11 protein-coding genes and 4 pseudogenes are annotated in these 19,212 nt (G+C 61.3%); 4 read left to right on the top strand and 11 right to left on the bottom strand.

Annotation, left to right across the window (positions count from 1 at the left end; all coding sequences use genetic code 11):
- Positions 1–42: 42 nt before the first annotated feature.
- A pseudogene (locus tag WS51_RS32775) lies at positions 43–253 on the bottom strand (IS5/IS1182 family transposase); the annotation flags it as partial.
- A 110-nt stretch (positions 254–363) separates the two neighbouring features.
- Here WS51_RS32775 and WS51_RS03415 point away from each other — a divergent pair.
- Positions 364–867: a hypothetical protein gene (locus WS51_RS03415; RefSeq protein ID WP_069228593.1), complete on the top strand. Its 504-nt coding sequence runs from the start codon at positions 364–366 to the stop codon at positions 865–867.
- A gap of 172 nt (positions 868–1,039) precedes the next feature.
- On the opposite strand, the pseudogene WS51_RS33135 reads toward WS51_RS03415, so the two are convergent.
- The 5 genes and pseudogenes from WS51_RS33135 to WS51_RS31905 all read right to left on the bottom strand — a co-directional run.
- A pseudogene (locus WS51_RS33135) lies at positions 1,040–6,109 on the bottom strand (YadA-like family protein); the annotation flags it as partial.
- Between the two features lie 177 nt (positions 6,110–6,286).
- Positions 6,287–6,403, bottom strand: a pseudogene (locus WS51_RS33140) (ESPR domain-containing protein); the annotation flags it as partial.
- A 593-nt stretch (positions 6,404–6,996) separates the two neighbouring features.
- Positions 6,997–7,275 carry a hypothetical protein gene (locus WS51_RS31900; RefSeq protein ID WP_155773560.1) on the bottom strand — a complete coding sequence of 93 codons (279 nt, stop codon included), beginning with the start codon at positions 7,273–7,275 and terminating at the stop codon, positions 6,997–6,999.
- Between the two features lie 364 nt (positions 7,276–7,639).
- Positions 7,640–8,074 (bottom strand): hypothetical protein, encoded by a 435-nt coding sequence (locus WS51_RS03430; RefSeq protein ID WP_059506410.1) that lies wholly within the window; start codon positions 8,072–8,074, stop codon positions 7,640–7,642.
- 689 nt (positions 8,075–8,763) lie between these two features.
- The gene (locus WS51_RS31905) at positions 8,764–9,009 is read right to left on the bottom strand and encodes a hypothetical protein (RefSeq protein WP_155627632.1); all 246 of its coding nucleotides are present in this window, start codon (positions 9,007–9,009) and stop codon (positions 8,764–8,766) included.
- A gap of 740 nt (positions 9,010–9,749) precedes the next feature.
- Here WS51_RS31905 and WS51_RS03435 point away from each other — a divergent pair.
- On the top strand, positions 9,750–10,652 hold the full coding sequence (locus tag WS51_RS03435) for a hypothetical protein (RefSeq protein ID WP_155773561.1): 903 nt from the start codon (positions 9,750–9,752) through the stop codon (positions 10,650–10,652).
- A 219-nt stretch (positions 10,653–10,871) separates the two neighbouring features.
- Entirely contained in the window at positions 10,872–11,489 is a 618-nt protein-coding gene (locus WS51_RS03440) for a hypothetical protein (protein WP_155773562.1), read from the top strand.
- 131 nt (positions 11,490–11,620) lie between these two features.
- On the opposite strand, the gene gspD is transcribed toward WS51_RS03440, so the two are convergent.
- The gene (gene gspD, locus WS51_RS03445; protein WP_418219689.1) at positions 11,621–13,840 is read right to left on the bottom strand and encodes a type II secretion system secretin GspD; all 2,220 of its coding nucleotides are present in this window, start codon (positions 13,838–13,840) and stop codon (positions 11,621–11,623) included.
- 1,191 nt (positions 13,841–15,031) lie between these two features.
- A complete protein-coding gene (locus tag WS51_RS03450; RefSeq protein WP_069228596.1) occupies positions 15,032–16,192 on the bottom strand; it encodes a DUF4382 domain-containing protein in 1,161 nt (386 codons plus the stop codon).
- A gap of 361 nt (positions 16,193–16,553) precedes the next feature.
- On the opposite strand from WS51_RS03450, the gene WS51_RS03455 reads away from it, so the two are divergent.
- A complete protein-coding gene (locus WS51_RS03455) occupies positions 16,554–16,766 on the top strand; it encodes a hypothetical protein (protein ID WP_059507174.1) in 213 nt (70 codons plus the stop codon).
- 50 nt (positions 16,767–16,816) lie between these two features.
- Here the strand turns inward: WS51_RS03455 and WS51_RS03460 are convergent, their stop codons facing one another.
- From WS51_RS03460 to WS51_RS03470, 3 genes and pseudogenes are all read right to left on the bottom strand, one after another.
- Positions 16,817–17,119: a hydrogenase maturation factor gene (locus tag WS51_RS03460; RefSeq protein ID WP_069228597.1), complete on the bottom strand. Its 303-nt coding sequence runs from the start codon at positions 17,117–17,119 to the stop codon at positions 16,817–16,819.
- Positions 17,120–17,205: 86 nt separating this feature from the next.
- Positions 17,206–17,627 (bottom strand): annotated as a pseudogene (locus tag WS51_RS03465) (NUDIX hydrolase).
- A gap of 97 nt (positions 17,628–17,724) precedes the next feature.
- The gene (locus tag WS51_RS03470) at positions 17,725–19,113 is read right to left on the bottom strand and encodes a nucleobase:cation symporter-2 family protein (protein ID WP_069228598.1); all 1,389 of its coding nucleotides are present in this window, start codon (positions 19,111–19,113) and stop codon (positions 17,725–17,727) included.
- Between the last annotated feature and the right edge of the window lie 99 nt (positions 19,114–19,212).

Genomic DNA, 19,212 nt, shown 5'->3' on the forward strand with positions numbered 1-19,212 from the left:
GTGTTTCTGCACCAGCAGCCAGCCGAGTTTGAGGAGCACTCAATGATTCTCAGCCCGGCGCTCGAAACGAATCCGGAAACGACTGAAGTCATGCAGTGACGAACCAGCGGTATTTGCCAAGGCCGCTGCCGTGCTTTGCACGGCGCTTGGCAATCGCCACCGCGCTATCGCGATTGCGCAAAGCATGTCGATGCCACTCGGAAGCGTAGCCGCGATTGGCATAGAACAAGCGTCGTCTATGCAGTGGGTGGCCACCCCGAGGGTGGCCACGACGTACAACCAGTTCGGTCAGCTCGACAGTGCGATTGGCGGTGAAGCGCCCCGAGTTCAGCGCACGTGGGGCGAGCATTTGCTCGATCATAAATGGGCGTGTGCGAGCACTGGGCCGAGAACAACTGCTGGCAGTACCCCTGCGGCGAGGAGTACTTTCAGCCGCGGCTACCGTGCGATCCGACGAACCCGTGCCGATTTTGTTTGGCGATTGGCGAAGCCGGGGTTGAGGAACTGCTGACGGCGACGATCGCGGTGGCCGCGAATATGAATGCGGTCGCGCCCGACGAGTTCAAGCGAATCATTGTCGACACGACGGTACAAGAAAAGGCGGTAGCGTTCCCCTCCGACAGCCGGTTGCTGGAGGTGGTGCGAGCGAAGCTCGTGGTACTTGTCCAGCGCGCGGGAATTGTGCTCAAGCAGACGTACGAGCGCGGGGGCAAACGACTGCGCCGCCACGCTGGAGGCTACGCGCACGCCAAGCAGTACAAGCGGTTGGGCCCAGCGCTCAAGCGCCCCGCACGATTCTCGGCCGACTGCTGCGCGACATCGAGCACAAAATCGTCGCGCTCGCCGCAGTGCATCAAGCGACGTTGAAGACATCGGCGCGCGCGCCGGCAAATCTGCCGGCAGGCCCGAAGGACAAGATCAAGCTGGACGCATTGCACTTAACGCCACCACCATGTCGTGAGGCAGAGATGCAGGCTCAAATCGGAATGGGGCGATCCGACGAAAGTGGTCGTTGCAGAGTTTCCATGCTTTGCGTCTTCTACCATTGATATCCCCCTCCTACCACGACACCGTATGAGCCCCGTGTGTTCGTTGTAACTGCGCCCTTGTATACCCAGTGACCATCCTCCGAGAGCCGGGAAAGCCCCAGTGCTTGGCCAGATTGACCGCGATAGACGCTCCCTGCCAGCGCCACCATATTCATCCCCGGGTGCGTCGGTTGAGGTAGGCCCGCGACCGCCATTGCGGCCGCTGCTCCACCATCGGCATCCTTTCGCACCGAATCGATACTATTTTGAAGGCTTTGGACCTGGCTGTTTGTATAGTTGTTTGCCTGATTCAGCGTGTTGTTCATTCCGGAGTTCAACTGCTGAAGGTTGACGGCATCCGTCGGTTGCGTTCCTGGTGCAACGTTCGTGATCTGGCGCTCAGCCCCGGGCGAGCCGACGCTCACGACATTCGAGCGTCCGCCGTCCGTTGAATTCGCGCCGATGGCCACCGAGTTCGATCCGGCGGTGACCTTCGGCGCATCGCTGCCGGTGCCATTCATGTCGGCGGCAATACCGTTGGTATTGGCGGAATGGATCTGGTTGTTGTTGATCGTCGTTGACAGCGAATTCAGCGAGTTGTTGATGTTCGTCACGCCGGTCGACAGTGATGCCACCGTGCTGTTCGTCGAGCTCAGGCCGGTCGACAGCGAGCCGATGCCGGTCGACGTCGACGTGGACAGCGACGTGAGGTTGCTGTTGGTCGAGCTGAGGCCCGTCGACAGCGAGTTGATCGCCGTCGAGGTCGACGTGGACAGCGACGTCAGCGAGCTGTTGGTCGAGCTCAGGCCGGTGGACAGCGAACCGATGCCGGTCGACAGCGACGAGATGTTCGACGCGGTCGACGTAGACAGGCTGTTGACCGCCTGGTTGGTCGCGTTCAGTTGGCTGCCGTTGATCGCGTCCGTGCTGGTGGCCGAGACCTGGCCCGCCGCGACGTTCGTGATCTGGCGTTCCGCGCCGGGTGCGCCGACGCTGAAGACGCCCACCGGCGAGGTGCCGTAGACCGGGTACGTGACGCCGCCGACCGTGACGCTCGACACGCCGACAGCGTTGGCCGTGGTCGAGTTCGCGCCCATCGCGATCGAGTTGGCGACATTCGCCTGCGCGTTCGTGCCGAAGGCGAGCGCATCCGCGGCGGTGGCCGACGCACCCGAGCCGTAGGCCTGGGCGCCGGTCGCGCTCGCGACTGCCTTGTTGCCCAGCGCGATCGTGTTGTCCGCGGTGGCCTGGCTCGCGCTGCCGAGGGTGAGTGCGCTGTTGCCGGTGGCCGTGTTCGCGTTGCCGAGCGCGACTGCGCCGGTGCCGGTGGCCGTGTCGTTGGCGCCCAGCGCCACTGCGCCGGTGCCTGTGGCGACGCTCGGGTCGCCGATCGCGACCGCGCCGTCGCCGCTCGCGGTGTTGCCGGAGCCGATCGACACCGCCTTGCCGCCGGTGGCCGATGCGTTCTGGCCGATGGCGACCGCGCCGCTCGACTGCGCGTTCGAGCCGTCGCCGACTGCCACGCTGCTGGCGCCTGCCGCGCTGGCGTTCACGCCGGCTGCGAGCGAGTTGACGCCGGTGGCGCCTTTGTTGGCGTAGTTGCCTTGCTGCGTGCCGTTGTCGTTGACGCTGTAGTAATGCGTCTTGGCGGCTTCGATCGCGGTCGACGTCGAGGTGGACAGCGACGTGATCGAGCTGGTAGCCGACGACAGGCCGGTCGAGGTCGACGTGGACAGCGACAGGATCGTGCTGGTGGTCGTCGACAGACCGGTCGACGTGGAAGTCGACAGCGATGCCACCGTGCTGTCGGTCGAGCTGAGGCCCGTGGACAGCGAATTGATGGTCGTCGACGTCGACGTGGACAGCGAGCTGATCGAACTCGTTGCCGACGAGAGACCCGTTGACGTCGAGGTGGACAGCGACGCCACCGAGCTGTTCGTCGAGCTCAGACCCGTGGACAACGACGTGACGCTGCTTGCGGTCGACGTGGACAGCGACGTGAGCGAGCTGTTGGTCGAGCTCAGGCCGGTGGACAGTGAGCCGATCGAGCTGGTGGCGGTCGACAGGCCGGTCGAGGTCGACGTCGAGAGCGAGCTGATCGAGCTCGTTGCCGACGAGAGGCCGGTTGACGTCGAAGTCGACAGCGACGAAATCGAGCTGGTAGCCGACGACAGGCCGGTCGACGTGGAGGTCGACAGCGAAGCGACGGTGCTATCGGTCGAGCTGAGACCCGTCGACAACGAGTTGATACCGGTCGAAGTCGAGGTGGACAGCGAGCTGATCGAGCTCGTTGCCGACGAGAGACCGGTTGATGTCGAAGTCGACAGCGACGAAATCGAGCTGGTAGCCGACGACAGGCCGGTCGACAACGAGTTGATGCCGGTCGAGGTCGAGGTGGACAGCGAGCTGATCGAGCTGGTAGCGGACGAGAGGCCCGTTGACGTCGAAGTCGACAGTGAAGCGACGGTGCTATCGGTCGAGCTCAGACCCGTCGACAGCGAATTGATACCGGTCGAAGTCGACGTGGACAACGAGCTAATCGAGCTGTTAGCCGACGAGAGGCCAGTCGACGTCGAGGTCGACAGCGAAGCGACCGAACTATTGGTCGAGCTGAGGCCGGTCGAGGTCGATGTGGACAGCGACGAGATCGAGCTGTTAGCCGACGAGAGACCAGTCGACGTGGAAGTCGACAGCGAAGCGATCGAACTATTGGTCGAACTCAGGCCCGTCGAGGTCGAGGTGGACAGCGACGAGATCGAGCTATTAACCGACGCGAGGCCCGTCGACGTCGAAGTCGACAGCGAGGCCACCGAACTATTGGTCGAACTCAGGCCCGTCGAGGTCGATGTGGACAGCGACGAGATCGAGCTATTAGCCGACGAGAGGCCCGTCGACGTCGAGGTCGACAGCGAAGCGATCGAACTGTTGGTCGAACTCAGGCCCGTCGAGGTCGATGTGGACAGCGACGAGATCGAGCTGTTCGCCGACGAGAGTCCAGTCGACGTGGAGGTCGACAGCGAAGCGACCGAGCTATCGGTCGAGCTCAGGCCGGTCGACAACGAATTGATACCGGTCGAAGTCGACGTGGACAGCGAGCTGATCGAGCTGGTAGCCGACGACAGGCCGGTCGACGTCGAAGTCGACAGCGAAGCCACGGTGCTGTCGGTCGAGCTGAGACCCGTCGACAACGAGTTGATGCCCGTCGAAGTCGAAGTGGACAGCGAGCTGATCGAGCTAATCGCGGTCGACAGGCCGGTCGACGTCGAAGTCGACAGCGAAGCCACGGTGCTATCGGTCGAGCTGAGGCCCGTGGACAGCGAGTTGATGCCCGTCGAAGTCGACGTCGACAACGAGCCGATCGAGCTGGTAGCGCTCGACAGTCCCGTCGACGTCGAAGTCGACAGCGAAGCCACGGTGCTGTCGGTTGAGCTCAGACCGGTGGACAGCGAACTGATAGAGCTATTGGTCGACGACAGGCTCGCCGACGTGGATGTCGACAAGCTGGCGATGTTCGACGTCGTCGTGCTGGCCACCGCGTAAAGCTGGCTACCGTTGATCGCGTCCGTGCTGCTTGCACTGATCAAGCCGGCCGCCACGTTCTGAATGCGGCGCTCGGAACCACCGGCACCCACACTCACAACGCCCGCAGCCGAATTCGTGCCGGCGTACGTCCCGAATGTCTGACTGCCGATCGTCGTGCTGCTGATGGCGCCGGTGCCGCCCGTTGCCGTATTCGCGGTACCGGTCGTGGTTGCCCCCGATCCGAGCGCTACGGAGCCGGTCACGTTCGCATTGGCCCCGGCCCCGAATGCCAGTGCATTCGTCACACTGGCGACGGCGGTATCGCCGATCGCAACCGACGAATTTCCCCCCGCGGTTGAGGTACTTCCCAGTGCCACAGCGGCGGTACCCGTGGCGGTGGACTGATTGCCGGCCGCCAGCGTAGCGAAATTAGACGCGACAGTTCCGATACCCAGCGCCGTTGCGTTCATTCCGCCTGCATTGGCACCGAGGCCCAATGCCGATGCTTGCCCGGCCGACGCGGTAGCCGACGGACCAACGGCAACTGCATTGCCGGCCATTGCGGCCGCCCTGTTGCCGAGCGCGACCCCGTTGCCCCCCGACGCAACGGCCGTCACACCGATGGCGGTGTCCTGTGAGCCACTTGCAGTGGCCTGATTGCCGATAGCCGTTGCATCCGTATTCGACGCAACCGCACCAAAACCGGTCGCGTAACTGGTGCCGCCTGTGGCGCTTGCGTTGAAGCCGACTGCCGTGCTGTCGATTCCGGATGCCTTGGCTCCCCCACCCAGTGCAATCGAATTGCCGCCCGTTGCAGACGCTGCGGCTCCAACTGCAATGTCATTCGTTATCGAAGCGTTCCCCGTGATACCCGCAACCGCGCCGTTGCCCACCGCGATGCTCGCCGCGCCATTTGCTGCGGCGTTCGGTCCCGCTGCAATCGCATTGACGCCAACCGCGCCATCGTTCTTGTAGTTGGCTTGCTGCGTCCCGTTGTCGTTGACGCTGTAATAGTGTGTCGTCGCAGCCACGATAGCAGTCGACGTTGAAGTCGACAGCGATGTAATCGAGCTATTTGCAGACGACAGGCCAGCCAATGTGGAAGTCGACAGGGAATTGACGGTGCTGTTGACGGAGCCGAGGCTCGTGGAGAGCGAAACAACCGAACTGGTGGCGGACGATAGACTGGTTGAAGCTGAAGTCGACAGTGATGCAAGTTGACTACCATTAACTGCATCGGTGCTGGTTATCGATACGCTTCCATTTGCCAAATTGGTGATCTTCTTGTTATTTAGAGACGCTCCGCCATTTAATGACGTTAACCCGGAAATATTGACAATTCCGAGAATATTGGTGCCATTGACGCTTCCGTCAATGTAGGCGCCGTTCGAGAGCACGTAAAATCCATAGACGTTTGCCGTTGATCCGCCGGCAGTCGTTGTGCCCCCCGTCGATGTTGGCAATCCACCAATTACACCTGTGCCATTCGTGCCGCCGACGATCAGACTGCCACTATTCGTCATGACTGTCGTTGTGCTAGCGTTGTTGCACGCGGAAGTGAGAAAACGTTGTCCAACAGTGCCACCGTCAATTATTTGGTAACACCCCTGATCGCCGTTGTCATTTACAAAAAATTGAGCATAAGCAGGGGTGCAAAAGCACGAACCAAAGGCGATTGATAAGCCAACTAGTTCCCGTAGACTTAGCTTTATCTCTTTACCAGTCTTGCCAACGCTTTGGCTTGGGCACGAAGCACCATTGCGCGATTTTTTTCCTCGTGCCATGATGGATTCGGAAACCGCAATCCATGTGCCGCGCACTTCATTCCATATGCTCCGATAAATGCGATTCACGACGGCACCTTTGAGAAAAATAACCGGATTTCAAGCGCGCCGCAATCTATCCGATTCGTTAACGTCAGTTTTCCTGGGCGACACCAATCTGAGAAAAAGGCTGCAGAGACCGATATGCGGGTGCAGCACTGACCATTCGTCGGATGGGCAACCGCAATCGGTTTCATGTGCTCACATACGCGCCCACAGCTTTTGTCATCACGCGGAACAAACTTTCATTGTCGCGATAACGCCGATACGACTGCGATACTCGAGCGGTGGCGCCAGCGTCGCTTCGAGCCGACACCATAGCGAGCGAGCAGTTTATGGCAGCTTACGCATCGTAGGGCTTCCCGGCTGTCAATTGCGACGCTTGGCAGAGCTTGTTTTTCAGATCCTAATATGTAGTATTGCGCGGCAATGCGAGTCGACTCAATGGGAATGGAGGTGATATTTTCAGTATTTTTCAATTCTTGACATTGCCGCAATTTAATAAAATGTATTAAATATAATAACTATCTGATTTGAGTTGGACTTATCTGTCGTCGCGTGGCAGACGGAGCTGGATTCGAATATCGATGTCCGGCGGTTGAAGGCCAAGCTCAAGCGAGTGGTTAAGGAGCGAGACAGTCAGAAAAAACGTATTTGTGGCCGGCCAAAGGCGATGACGATACGTCGCCATACGCGGCAGCAAGCCACGCGCGTTGCATGCGGCAGCGGAGAGCGGAGAAGCCGCGTAAGCGGCGTCCGGCCGGCACGGGCGCCACCATGTCTGCCGACAGATCGATGACACCGGATTCGACCGAGCCATGGACCTGATCGAATGCAACCGCGTCGCGCACATCGATGTCGCCGCCATGATCGACGCCACTCGTTCGAGTCGTAGCCACCATCTCGCGTGGCTCCATCCGTTGATGTGGTGGGTTTCAACCAATGGTTCGCGAGCTACCTGCCGCGCGGAACGTCGAACTCGTCGTGCTCCTGCGTTGATTCCACATACAAAGACGTTCGATAACTTTTTCTATTTGGAGAACGGAATGTGCACAGACGGCTGCACAAAGAGGCGACGCGGGCTTCAGTAGCAGTGATAGTCCGGGTAATTCGATTGGGACGAGGCACAGCTCACGACATCGGCCAAGCTGACGCAGCCGCCAAGCGACAATACGAGCACAACCATGGTCCATTTCGTTTTGAAAACGCGTAGGCAGAAAAACTTTGTCGGCAGGGAATTGGGCCGAGAGGGAATGTTCATGTTCGTCAGAATCGTGGCGTACCCGCAGCCCGAAGCTGCGCAGCGACATCGCGATAGTGTTGCACCTTGAAGGTACTGCCATCCTTGACGTGAATGCAACCGAGGGCGCGCTGCGCGAGTGGAAGGCCCTCGCCCTCCGTTGTGATCTTGACGATCGCGTCGACGCGAAAGTTGACCAGGCCGGACGGATAGTCCGACGACGGGTTGGCCAGCATGGCGGTCACGAACGGGCCGAGGGCGCGCAGCAGTTGCGCGATCGGCGGTTGATCGACAATGATCAGGCTGCCGCCGCGGGTTCGGTCGTCCACACGCACGGCCGTGCTTTGCGTGCGCTGCACGGCAATGGGTGCTTGCGACATCCACAACACGTGGTCCGGGTTGATGTAGGCCACATCGAGGGCACCGTTCATGTCCCGCGTCTCGATTTCATGCAATTGCATCACATGCTCCTGTGAAACGTTGCCGCACGCACAATGTGCGGCAACGGGGCGATCAGCTGCCGGTGCGCGCCTACCTGCATTGGGCCTGCGCCGAAACGGTTCATGTCGCAACGTCGTCCACCGGGAGGGGGGGAATGCCTCGAAGCCGGCGCGCGCGATGCAGGCTGATCGACATGCCGGCCACAATTTCATCGGCGCGGAATACGATAGATGTCAGGCGCACGTGGACCCCTGCGACGAACGCAATGACAGGCGCGCCCGGACGATGAAACCGAACTGCGCCAACACATCGAGTATGGGTGCATGGTGCTAACGCACGACCGGCCACATGCGTGACGGCAAGGTGCCAAGTACCCGCCATCTCGCTCCTCGCAAGTCCGATTCGCCGTAGGCGTTCAGCTCCATCAACCCGCGACAGCATCACGTCGGGTTTGCGGTAAGACAGCCCGACGTGCGACTCACGCTCCCGGTCGCAGTCGCGACATCCTCGCCGTGCGCCGATGACGCGCGATGGCGATACTTTGCTGGACGCGCTGCTCCGGTGATCGGTAGCGTGTCGAGCGACGCTCAATGCAGTCAATGCCCATGGGCGGTAGGGCGGTCCGGATACGGGCTGCATGGGTTGGTTTCGAGTAGATCAGCCTCGCCTGGTCCGACCGCTTTTTCCCCGACCGTGACGCTGCGACGTTCTAAGGACCGATGGCGTTTTTGACCGCGGCAAGCGAAATGTCCGACGTGCTTGCTTTGCAGTGTTTCTTCCCGATAAACACGATTCCCCCAACCACCTTGTCCAGTTGCCTTCGCACGTCTCGACATTTGCGAGACGTCGCGACAAACGTTTTCGCATGGCTAAGGATGTCCGAGGAGACAAGCTCTTTGAACCGATCCTGCTTGTGCGGGAAATAACGCTTTTGTACGCCGAAATTGGCTGCCATCGTCTTGGTATCCGGGTGGAGCGTACCGTTCAACTTGGAACATGATACGCGCAATCTAAATTCTGACGGATAAATTCTTCTTTCGGTTCGCCATTCGCACTTGCAAGCTAATAAAGTTGATTATTAAAATCCAAATTAAATAATTTTCAATATATATAACTGTTTGGATTGTCAGATTTCGTCACATTGCGTTGACATTGTATTTTGGTTGGCCTTTCATGGTCATTCAAGCATACCGGCGAGTACACATCTTAACGTTTCGGTGATTGTGAGGCCCGAACCGCCGCGCCCTGGTTTTGGTGTCCCGGCGGCTGCCGAGGCCGATGTGGCCTTGGCAACCCAAGCGGTGGCGATCGGGGAATCGATCGATCTACACGATGAATCCGGGCGGGTAAATGTCATGGCCAGACAGCCGATCGATCGGCCGCTGCACGAGATCGCGTCATATGCCGGTTCGTTCAGCGACAGGCCGAGAACCGTCGACCTATGTGTACCGCTTACCAAGATTAGGCAGCATCTCGATGGGGACGAGATAACGTTCGCGGAGCTCCAACTTCGCTTCTCGAATGTGATGGGTGCTCGTATGGCAGGCCAAGATCATGTCGCAGTCGGATGCCAATGTCGATTCGGTAGGCGTGGCAACCTACGGCTGATTTGATGTGTGGCCATTTTTCAGAGAAAACATCGAAGTCCTATGCACTTTATTGATGCTGTCGTACAAGCCCCTACACAATAAGGCCATGAACACGACTTCCCGTCCCGCACGATCCCGAAAAACCAGCGCCAGGGCGACAGAGAGCGCGTCGGCAGACTGCCTCCGTCAGATTCTCGATGCGGTGTCTCCCGGTGAACGCCTCCCAATTCACCTCATCGCGAAACGCGTTGGTTTGCAGGCGCACGTGACTCGGTCATGCGTGACCGTGCTCGTCGATACCGGAAAATTCGAGCGCGTGCGCGTAATGATTCCTGGCGGTGCATCGAGGTGGTTTTACGCGCGCGTGGATGCGCCGGTCATGCAGCGGGCGATCACCGGCGCTGATGCGTCACTGCTTGCTGCGCTGGCGGCGAACAAGCTCTATCAAATGTATCAGTTGGCACGTCTGGCGAGTGTCGGCACATCCGAGATCCGGTCGCGTGTGACCGCGCTTGTCGAGTCCGGCCATTTGGTGGTGGTCAATAAGGCGGAAGGAAATCGCATTCGCGCGAGATATCGGCTGGCGAAGACAGCACTGAGCGAAGCGCCAGACAGAACCACGCCGAATCCCGCCGATGACATACCGCAGGCGATGGCACACCACGTATTGGAGGCAATGACGCCTGGCGTCGCGTATCGCGCGACCACGCTCGGCACCTCGCTCGGGCTGTCGGCACGGCGCACGACCGAACTGCTCGCCGTGCTGTTGCGCGATGCGCGTGTGGTGCGAACGATGTCGACCGATCGTGTGCCGCATCCTCTTTTTTACGTTGCCGGTTCAGCGCCGGGTGCCGATGTACATCGGACGACGACCGTGCCGTCGCTCTGGTCGAATCGTCCCACGTTCGACACCGAATACGGTCGTTCACTGCGATCACTGTGGGTGATCGCCGAAGCGACCCGACCATCACTGATCGAAGCGGTCGGAACGACGCCGACATTGAAATGAGAGATGCACGGTTACATTGGCTCCGCAAAGTGGCCACCCGCAGGCACGACGCCGGTTTGGGTTGGCTCAACCACTTCGAGATGGCACCCATTGCCTTCAATGTGCTCGGCACGAGGATCAGGTCAAACGCGCCGATCGGTCCCGTCGCGTTGATTGCGAGACGTCACCAGGGATCAAAATCGGTGGCGAACAAAACAATGTCAAGCGCCACAAAGTGACATGAAGAGAGCAACCAAGAACATGCCTGCACTAATTGCACCGGATGCCCTGCATATTCTTGCGGCGATGCAGTCCGGACGGACGTACGAGCCGGCCAGACTGGCCGATAACCTTGGAATGCCAACTGCCATCGTCCGCGTACAGCTTAAGCAACTGGAACAGGCCGGCAAGGTCGAGTGCGCCATGTTTCGTAATGACTATGGTGGATATCGGTCCCGGGTTTATCGGATTGACGAGGGAGTGCCGCTGTCGCGCCACGACGCAGCACAGCGCGTGGTCGAGGTACATGCAGGCGACGTGGTGAACGCGATGAAGCCGGGTGTAGGTTATCGCGAGCGCGAGATCTCCGCACATCATTCGATCACGATCCATCAGACGAGATTGCTGCTGTCAACACTCGTTCAGGACGCGAGGGTGGTCAAGCTGGCGGCCGGTAGCGTGAAGCGGAACAGCCACGTGTACTACGTAGCGGGAACCGAGCCGGGCACGAAGGCTGCGGTGTCGTCCCGCTCCGCAGTGGTCCAACCGCTTGCTGATCGACCTGTATACGTGCCGGACCACGCATATTCTCTCCAGTCGCTGCGCGAGTTGAGCAAGGCCGGTCGGGGACGCTCGTAGGGAAATCATCCAACATGCCGGTGGAAAGGGAATCGTCAATCGTTGACGCTTTTTAGACGAGGCTCGCGGCATGGCTGGCGCATCGCAGCTGGTACCCGACATGTTGATCAAGGCAATTTCGGGGGCCAGCCTCACTCGGGGACCGGTGCTACCTCGCGCTGCAGTTGCTGACGGCGTATCTTGTCGAGATCGAACAGATTGCCGGCCGGCGTGCCGCCTTGGCTCGGACCGAGCGGCATCGGCGGGACGACCGGATCGTCCTTGTCGCGGATCACGTTGTTGTCCGACTTGTACGCGCCCGTCACGCCCTGGATGTAGTCGTAGCGGTTTGCCGTGACTTCCTGCGCGGTGCTGCGATCGGAGATGATCACCGGGCGCAGGAACACCATCAGGTTGGTCTTCTTGCGCTGCTTGCTTTCGGAACGGAACAGCTGGCCGATCCACGGAATGTCGCCGAGCAGCGGCACCTTGCTGTTGGACACGTTGTACGCATCCTGCATCAGGCCGCCGAGCACGATGACTTCGCCATTGTCGGCCAGGATCGTCGACTGAATCGAGCGCTTCGTGAACGACGGGCCCGTCTGCGAATTCGACGTCGCGGTGTCGACCGCGGAATCCTCGGTATACAACTGCAGCTTCAGAATCCCGCCATCGGTGATCTGCGGCTTTACGTGCAACGTCAGGCCGACGTCGCGACGGTCGTACGTGTTGAACGCATTGCTCGTCGTGCCGCTCGTCAGGTTCGAATACGAACCGGTCGGGATCGGCACGTTGTCGGCGACGACGATCTGCGCTTCCTCGTTGTCGAGCGTGATCAGGTTCGGCGTCGACAGCACGTTCGCGTCGCTCACGCCCGAGAAATACTGCAGCAGCGCGCCGAGCCCCTGCACACCTAACATGTTGTGCAGCCAGCCGATGTTGAGGCCCGGCGCCAGCGCCGACAAATTGGCTTTCAGACCGGGATTGGCGTTGCCCGCCCCCGTGAGGCTGATGATGCTGTTGTTCGCGACGTCACCTGTCTTGGCCGTCAGGTTCGTGCCGCCGAGGAACTGGCCGCTCGCGACCTGCCACTGGATGCCGAGTTGCCCCTGCGTCGTCGAGTTCAGCTCGACGATCAGTGCTTCGATATAGACCTGCGCACGCCGCGCGTCGAGCTGGTCGATCACCGAGCGCAGGTTCCGGTAGACCGGGTCGGACGCGGTAATGATCAGCGAGTTGGTGGCCGCGTCGGCCTGGATCATCCCGCCCGGCTGGTTGTCGTCGCCCTTGTCCTTGTCGCCGCCGAGCAGGCCGCCGCTGCCGATGCCGCCGCTGCCCGACGCGCCGCTGCCGTAGGACGATGACGACGAACCGCCGAGGCCGCCCGACGGCAGCGGCGGGGTGCCCGACGTGCCGGTCGAGAAATTGCCGCTCGACGACGAGCCGCCGTTCTGGTTGAAGCTGTTCGCATCGTTGGACGACGCCGACGAACCGCTGTCGTTGCTGCTCTTGCCGAGCATCCCGCGCAGTGTCTTCGCGAGCTTCACCGCGTCGGCATTGCGCAGCGGCACGACGTGCATGTTGCCCGGCACCGCGCTTGGCGCGTCGAGCTGCTGCACGAGACGCTTCGCCGCGGCGAGGCGCGACGCGCTCGATGCGCGCAGCAGCAGCGAATTGGTGCGCGGATCGGCCGTGACCGACACCTTCAGCGTCGCGTCGCTGTTGCCGATCGCGCCGGGGTCGAGCATCTTCTGCAACTGCGCGGCAAGGTCGATCGCATTCGCGTTGCGCAGCGGCACGACCTGCACCTGCGCGCCCGCGGCGCTGTCGACCCCCGAGATGATCTGCGCGATGCGGCGCACGTTGTCGGCGTAGTCGGTGACGACGATCGTGTTGTTCGCCGGGTAGGCGGTGACCGTGTTGTTCGGCGAGATCAGCGGCCGCAGCACCGGCAGCAGGTTGTTCGCCGATTCGTTGTGCAGCTCGAACACCTGCGTGATGACCTGGTCGCCGCGCGCCTGCGGCGCATTGCCGACATAGGTCGGCACGCCCTGCAGCTTCGCGTCGGCTTCCGGCACGACCTTCAGCACGCCGTGATCCTGCACGAGCGCGAAGCCCTGCATGCGCAGCGCCGACTGCAGCGTCTTCAGCGCCTGGTCTTCCGGCACCGGCCGTTCGGCCACAAGATTGAGCTGCCCCTTCACGCGGGGGTCGACGATGATGGTCTTGCCGGTCGTCGCGCCGATCGCCTTCGCGACTTGACCGATATCCGCATTCACGAAATTGAGCGTGACCTGGGCATTACTTGGGAGCGGGTTAAGAGATATCGCGATTACATAAACAGACGAAAGTATCCTTGCGATACGGCGCAAAGGGCGACGTTTGGTTGTCATTGGATGTTGCCTTGCCTTGCGTTATCAAAACAAAAGGAGAGTATTGGGCTAATCACGAGACGCGACAGAGCTTAGCATAACTCTACTTTGGGAAAGATATAATTGATGCCCTAACGGGAGATGATGGGAAAAAATTAAATCAGATTTAATATATTTAAAAATCGCGACGTGGGGCAGGATGACTTCCGTCCGCATGATGATGGATTCGACTCATCCGCAAATGGTGTGCGTGAGAACGTTCTTTGGATGCAGGTCAAGGCGTCGAGGCTCTTGTTGTTGAAGCGTTCGCTTGCACGGACAGCCTGCGGGTTTCATCGATTTGAACGGATCTGCCCTCACCGGTGGTCGTATAAAGAAGGCGAAGATGGTATCCTGAGATCGGTAACAAATATGATCGAAGGATTGCTAATTATCTTGTGGAGCTATGACAAGCTATCGGAAAATTGACGTGCGAACACTTGTTCGGAGGTGTGCTATTCCGGTATTTTAATCCCATGTTATATGTTATTCGGGATATAAGATGTCAAATTGAGGTGAGGTTTGTTTTGCCGTTAAGCTGGGAGCTATTGATGGGGAGCACGTCGCGGAGTTGATTTTTCCAAATTTGCGGTCTGGCTGCCTTCCGCCACATGGGTTTTCTGCGATCTGGCCACCGCGTGCGCGATGGCAATCAGCCCCTGCAGAACAAGTCATCGTTGCAGTCTCGATTACGGGCGCTACGCTTCGTAGGCAGCAACATTGCAGGAAGCATTTCGAGCACGTTCCGTTCGCCGTTGAGGCCCGACGCAAAGGGTAGCGCGCGTTGAACCGAACCGGACGTGCTCCGAGCCCGCATATCCGTTGCCCCGAACCGGCGATCGTGGCTCGCGCGGCGTTGATCGGACTCGCCTCGTACCCGTTGCCGAGCCGTCGAAAATGGAAGGCCCGCTTACGCGGGCCTCATGCAATCAGCAATTGCCTTTCTTTGCCTGTCCGGGCGGGCAGAACCCGTTCCCCGGCCCACCTTGCGGTGCGACGACGACCGGCGGGCCCGGAACGTATGCGACGCATCCGCTGAGCGCGCCGACCACGCTCGCTGCTGCGAGCAATGCGATAACCCCTTTCTTCACTTCGTTCTCCCGTTTATTGAGGAAAGGGCCGTGCGGCCCTTTCGATGATGCCGCCCGTTCGTCAGAAACTGAAATTGACGTTCGACTGGCTGGTCGTTGCGTTGACGTTCGTCGACTGGGTCGCGCCGGACGCTGCATCCGCCTCGATCGTATATTGTGCGGCGGCGCCCGGCGAAGCAGCCAGCATGACGGGCAGCGAGCCCGAATAAGTGCCGACGATCGGCGCGGCCGTCGGTACGTTGAGCGCGTAGGCGCCGGTATCCATGTTCGCGTTGATCGACGTGATCTCGTACGCGTTTGCATCGACGCTCTGCAATGCACGGACGAATGCATCGGCGCTTGCCGTCACCGTGCCGCTGACCGTGCTCATCGTCGACGCCGGCAGCGTGATCGGCGCGTTCGATGCGGACACCGCCGTGGTCGTGTTCACGACGACCGGAACCGAGCGCACGATACCCGACGCGAAGTTGTTCTGCACGATCACGACGTCGTAGTTGCCTTGCGTCGAGCTCTGGATCAGCGGCGACAGCACGAACTTCCCGGTACCGTCGGCCACCGTGCCGCGGACCACCTTGCCGCCCTGTTCCGCATACACGGTCGCGCCGGCTTCGGCCGATGCGACGTAACCGGAGATCGCGCCGCTCACGACGGTCGGTATCGCGGTGACGACCGGCTTCAGTGCGTACGTGCCGTTGCCGCGCTGGACGATCGATTTGCACGCGTTGAAGTCGAGTACGAGGTCGACGAGCGTGTTCGGTTGAACCGTGAAAGGCTGGATGATCTTGTAGCCGCTTTGCGTCGCGCTCGGCGATGCAAGCGCCTGTTCCGTGCCGCCCGTCGGGACGACCGAGTTCGCGAGGGTATTGCCCTGGTTCTGCGCGAGAACCAGGCGGACCTGTTGATACTGGCCCGCCGGCAGCGCGGTCTGGCCCAGATCGGCGAGTACGCCGTTGGTCAGCGAGAGCAGGTCGATCTTTTGCGGGGTCGCCAATGTGATCGTCGACCAGCCGGCATCGTTGTCGGAAGCATTCCCGTTCGCATTGACGCGAACCTGCGATACGGTGATGTAGACGTGATCGAAGCCGCATGAAGGCGCATCGGTCATCGCGACATGCAGCGTGCCGGTTTGCGGGCTGCTGCCGTCGTCGCCGCCGCCGCACCCTGCAAGCGCGAACGGCACCGCTGCGGCACATAGGGCGGCCTTCCAGTATGTATTGTTCATTGTTGTGTCCCCCTCTGAACTTATTGTCGGTGCACGAAGCATAGCCTCGGGGAACGTCCACAATATGGACAGTTTTGAAACGAACCGTAAATTTTGCGTCGGAGCGTAAGAGGTGGCGCCTCTCGGCCGGTATTCGCGATCCGGCGGCACGGATTGCGGCGCACGGCGAACGAATCGGTTTCCGGATCAGCCAAGCAGGGAGCGTGTCGCTGGACCAGCCCGTTTCGCGATCGGCAAAAACTTGATCGGTGAAAGCACTGAATCCGCCCCGATTATTTCGCGGCTATAGTCGAAGCAAGAGCGATAGCCGCGTGCGCGATGCGCCGCCGCCGTTCAGGCAACCACTGTAGACGGATGCTGTATGAAAAACACAATCGACAAGACCACCGGACCGGTGTGGGGTGTGGCGGCGGGCGTGCTCCTGGCTGCCGCGGGACTGAGTCTCGGTATTTTCCCGAAATCGCTGAACAGCGCGGGCACCGCAAACGACTTTCTCGCATCCGGCGTCGCGATGCTGGGGATCTTCCTCGTCGTCTATTCCACGCACGAACTACGCCGAAAGCGCCTGAACTGAGCATCGTCGCACCGTCGATCCGCGCAGAACGTCACAGACCATACGCCGGTTCAGGAGTGCGCCCGCCCGTCGACCGAGCCGGAATCGATCAACAGGTCGTCGACGATGATTTCGCCGGCCGCGCGACCCGCGCGCAACGCGTCGCGTGTGTCGTCGAACAGGCGGCCGCCATCGTCGCCCAGCCGTACCGGCGCCAGCAGGCGCGGCGCGACGCCGGCCGCGCGAACCTGCACGATCGCGACGAACCCGAACCGCAGCGCGCCGGGCGGCGGCGCGTGCTCGCGCGGCGGGTCCAGCTGGAATTCACAGCGGACATCGATCGTGTATCCCCGGTAGGTGTACGCACTGTTCATCTGCAGCTCGCTCGAAAGGGAACGCGACGACGGACCGTGCGCGCATCATATCGGCTCGCGCGAGCGGTTGGGGGTGGGGTGTCTACCTACTTGAGGATTTCGTGCCGATAGACGAGTTCGACGATGCGCTTCGTCGGGATGCTCGCCCGCAGCGCATCGATGTTGTCGATCCGAAACCACTTGCACCTTTCGATCTCGTTGCTCGCCTGGGCGTCTGCTCCGCGCCGACCTCGGCGAAGAACACGTGGTGCACCTTCGCGAGCCCGGTGAACTGCATCGAATAGACGAGGTTCTGGCCGACGATGCCGGTTTCCTCCAGCAATTCCCGATGGGCAGCTTCGAGCGGCGTTTCGCTGCGCTTGATCGTGCCGCCGGGCAACGCCCAGCGCGACGATACGCGCGCAACGAGCAAGACCTGTTCTTCGCGGTAGCAGACGATGGTCGCGCGTTCCTTGAAGGGGACCGCGTTGGCTTCCGACGTATTCGTGGAGACGGGGGCTTGAGGCATGACCCGATTCTAGCGAGAGTCGGGCGCCCGGCCAACCTGCGGCCGTGGAGTGCGACGCAGCCCGCCATCGGGCCGCGTCGTCATGGAGACCGAAGCGTTACTTCCGTTCCGGCAGGAACCAGTTCATCACGAGCGCGCAGATGCCGCCCGTCGCGACGCCCGATTCCAGCACGTTCTTCAGCGCGTGCGGCAGGCTGTTCAGGATGTCCGGCACTTGCGACACGCCGAGGCCGAGCGCGAGCGACACCGCGATGATCAGCAGCGCCCGGCGATCGAGGTGGATGCCCGACAGGATGTTGATCCCGGACGCGGCCACCGCGCCGAACATCACCATCGCCGCACCGCCGAGCACGGGCTCCGGCACGGCCTGCAGCGCGCCCGCGACGACCGGGAACAGCCCGAGCACCACGAGCATGCCCGCGATCCAGATGCCGACGTGGCGGCTCGCGACGCCGGTGATCTGGATCACGCCGTTGTTCTGCGCGAACACCGAGCTCGGGAACGTGTTGAACACGCCGGCCAGCAGCGAGTTCGCGCCGTTGACGAGCACACCGCCCTTGATCCGCCGCATCCACACCGGCCCCTCGACCGGCTCCTTCGAGATCTTGCTGGTGGCCGTGACGTCGCCGATCGCCTCGAGCGACGTGACGAGGTAGATGATCAGCATCGGTACGAACAGCGACCACGAGAAACCGATGCCGAAGTGCAGCGGCGTCGGGACCTGGAACAGCGCGGCTTGACGTACGCCCGTGAAGTCGAGGCGGCCGAGCAGCGCGGCCGCGGCATAGCCGATCACGAGCGCGATCACGAGCGCGGTGCTGCGCACCCACACGATGGGCACGCGGTTCAGCAGGATGATCGTGCCGAGCACGAGGCACGACAGCGTCAGGTTCTGGGCGCTCGCGAACGTGCCGTTGGCCATCGCGCCGTAGCCGCCGCCCATGCTGATGAGCCCGACCTTGATCAGCGTAAGGCCGATCAGCAACACGACGATGCCGGTGACGAGCGGCGTGATCAGGCGCTTCACGAACGGCAGGATGCGCGACACGCCCATCTCGACGAACGAACCGGCGATCACGACGCCGAAGATCGCGGCCATCACGGTCTCGACCGGCGTGCCCTGCTTGACCATCACGCTGCCGCCGGCGATCAGCGGGCCGACGAAGTTGAAACTGGTGCCCTGCACGATCAGCAGGCCGGCGCCGAGCGGGCCGAAGCGCTTGCACTGCACGAGGGTCGCGATACCGGAAATCACCAGCGACATCGACACGATAAGGGTCGTATCGCGGCTCGATACGCCGAGCGCCTGGCAGATCAGCAGGCCGGGCGTGACGATCGGCACGATGATCGCCAACAAGTGCTGGAGCGCGGCGACGAAGGCGACCATCGGCGCAGGCCGGTCATTGGGGCCATAGACGAGGTCGCGCGACGACTCTGCGTCGTCGGCGCCGTGGGAGGCGGATCGGGCGGGGGAGGCGGGTTGCATGGCGAGCGGGCCGGACAGGATGGAAAGTGCGGCATTTTAGCCGAAGGGGGCTCGCCGACGCCCCCCGGCGCGACGCAATGGCCGGATTGGGGAATGCCG

The sequence above is a fragment of the Burkholderia territorii genome, assembly GCF_001718335.1.
GTDB lineage: Bacteria > Pseudomonadota > Gammaproteobacteria > Burkholderiales > Burkholderiaceae > Burkholderia > Burkholderia territorii.